The 2,052-nt window shown below is 50.7% G+C and carries 1 protein-coding gene; it reads left to right on the plus strand.

Annotated elements, in window-relative coordinates; all coding sequences use genetic code 11:
* Nucleotides 1-800: 800 nt before the first annotated feature.
* A complete protein-coding gene (locus CIK74_RS18525) occupies nucleotides 801-1,601 on the plus strand; it encodes a hypothetical protein (protein WP_141392929.1) in 801 nt (266 codons plus the stop codon).
* Nucleotides 1,602-2,052: the final 451 nt, after the last annotated feature.

Below are 2,052 nucleotides of genomic sequence, written 5' to 3' on the forward strand. Positions count from 1 at the left end.
TGCGAGGTTTCCTTGACCATAGCCGGGGATTACTCGGCTATCAGGACTGGGATGTGAGGATCAACGCGGGGGAGCCGAACTGCTCTTACCCCAATGGATTTTCTAGCGCTCCGAGTCTGCCTTTACGCGCCGTCGATCTCTCTCGGTAAACCCTTTGTTCTCTCTACACCCGGGGGCTAGCCGGTGGCCTTGACGCCCATACTCAGCTTCGACATGCTGGGGCGTGTACCTCGCGAGTTTGCAGTCTCCAAGGTACTCTTAAATTGAATTATCGTTCTTGATAATGATGCCCGAGGCTTGCAGGCCTCGGGCATCAATCTTTTAAGCACAATGACTTGTGGGTTAGCACACCCCCACGGTTTTACTGGGAAGCCTCAGATTCGTAGGCGAAGAATATTCGATTTAGCTTTGGGCGTGTCGTATCGGTGATCACGATAGTTAAATGAAAAACGACCGGACTATGTCCGGTCGTTTCCCGCGATTAGCATCACGAGATTGAAGCTGAGCCCAGAAAAACAATCCCCATACAAAGGGGGTGAATCCTCCCGAGCGGCCCCGTAAGCACCTAACTAGAGTGCGTTAACGGAAATCCGATGAGCCTGGTCGATACATTCCTTAGATTCCATCGATCATGTCGCTAAAGCAACCCTAGCATTTAGGTTACTTAAAACGCAAATTCAAAAAACAGCTTACTGCCATTAGTGCATACTGGTATAGTTGCTAGTGCAACCCACTAAGTAATATCTTCATATTCCTAATAATACCACGGCCCAAAACGCTGTTTTAAGAAGGTTGGATTAGTGAACACCTCTCAACGGGCGCTCTCCGCTAAATTTTCAGAAGCCCTAAAACATTCCGGCGCACCAATTCGTCGCTCTTTCACCGATGCTCAGGACAATGAGCTGTCCCCTTTGGCCTCACTCATGCGAGGTTCCCGTGGTCAAGGTGGAGGTGGTCGAGGAGGCGGTACCCGGCTTGCAGTCTTGCTGACGCTTTTATGGGTCTTGCGTGCAGGGCATCATGATTCTGATAGGCCTGCGCGTTTTTGGGCTCAATTAATTGGTCTGAACGAGCCAAAAACTGACGGCGCTCGTGCAGTACGAGATAGTTTTCACGAACTGGCCAAGCGCAAATTAATTACTGTGGATTCAGTGATTCCGGGAACGCTTTTGATCCAGCTGTTACGGGAGGATGGGACAGGCATTCCGTACTCCAGCCCAGTTGCTTCGCAGGTTGGCGGTGCTGTCACAGAGCCTTATTTCCGCATCCCACCTGCATTGTGGGAAACGGGGCTAATTAGCGAATTGTCAGGCCCAGGGCTGGCCATGTTCGTTATCGTAATGCGTTCGGTTCGCTCCGACCGACCTCAGAACAAACTCTGGTTTTCATCTGCCAGTTTTAAGGAAAGATATTCCCTTGGGGACAGTACGAGAAAATCAGGTCTTAGAGAACTCGTAGAACACGGCGTACTGATCGAATCTTATGAGTCGGTCGACGACACTGGCGGCACGGAATACAGAACCAGAAGACGAAAAACTTACACGGTAGATCCTGCGTACTTACCATTCAAAACAAATGAAGTATCCACTCAGAAGAGTTGATTCCAACAGCACGTTGTACGGCGTTCTAACGCATTTTTAAAAACGTACATGAAGTGAGGTTTGGTACGGAGTCTTTAAATCGTTTCTAGGGTGCTTACAGCGCCACTGAGAGGCATGTTTTTAAACAGAAGCGTGTCGATCAGCGTGTGCGAGATTCGGCTGTTTTTGTGTGCGTGTGAAGGCCCAGTGCAACGCCCTCAGGAACTGGGGTCTGGCGCATGCCAAGCCACTTAGGACACCTAAGTTGATAGCTTGCTCCGTCGCGCAGCGTCTGGTTCCCGGGATTGGGCTGGAAGCCCAAAGTGAAACCCCTCTGTGCACAGAGGGGTTTCCGCTCACGCGCGACTGGATATCCAGTTGCTATGCTTGCTGATCTTCAAACGCTCTGTGGGGCTCTCTAAGGCTTTAGGACGCATCCACATGCAGGCGAGTCCCTAGAAGCTGTTCTCAC

Source organism: Glutamicibacter sp. BW77, from assembly GCF_002332285.1.
GTDB lineage: Bacteria > Actinomycetota > Actinomycetes > Actinomycetales > Micrococcaceae > Glutamicibacter > Glutamicibacter bergerei.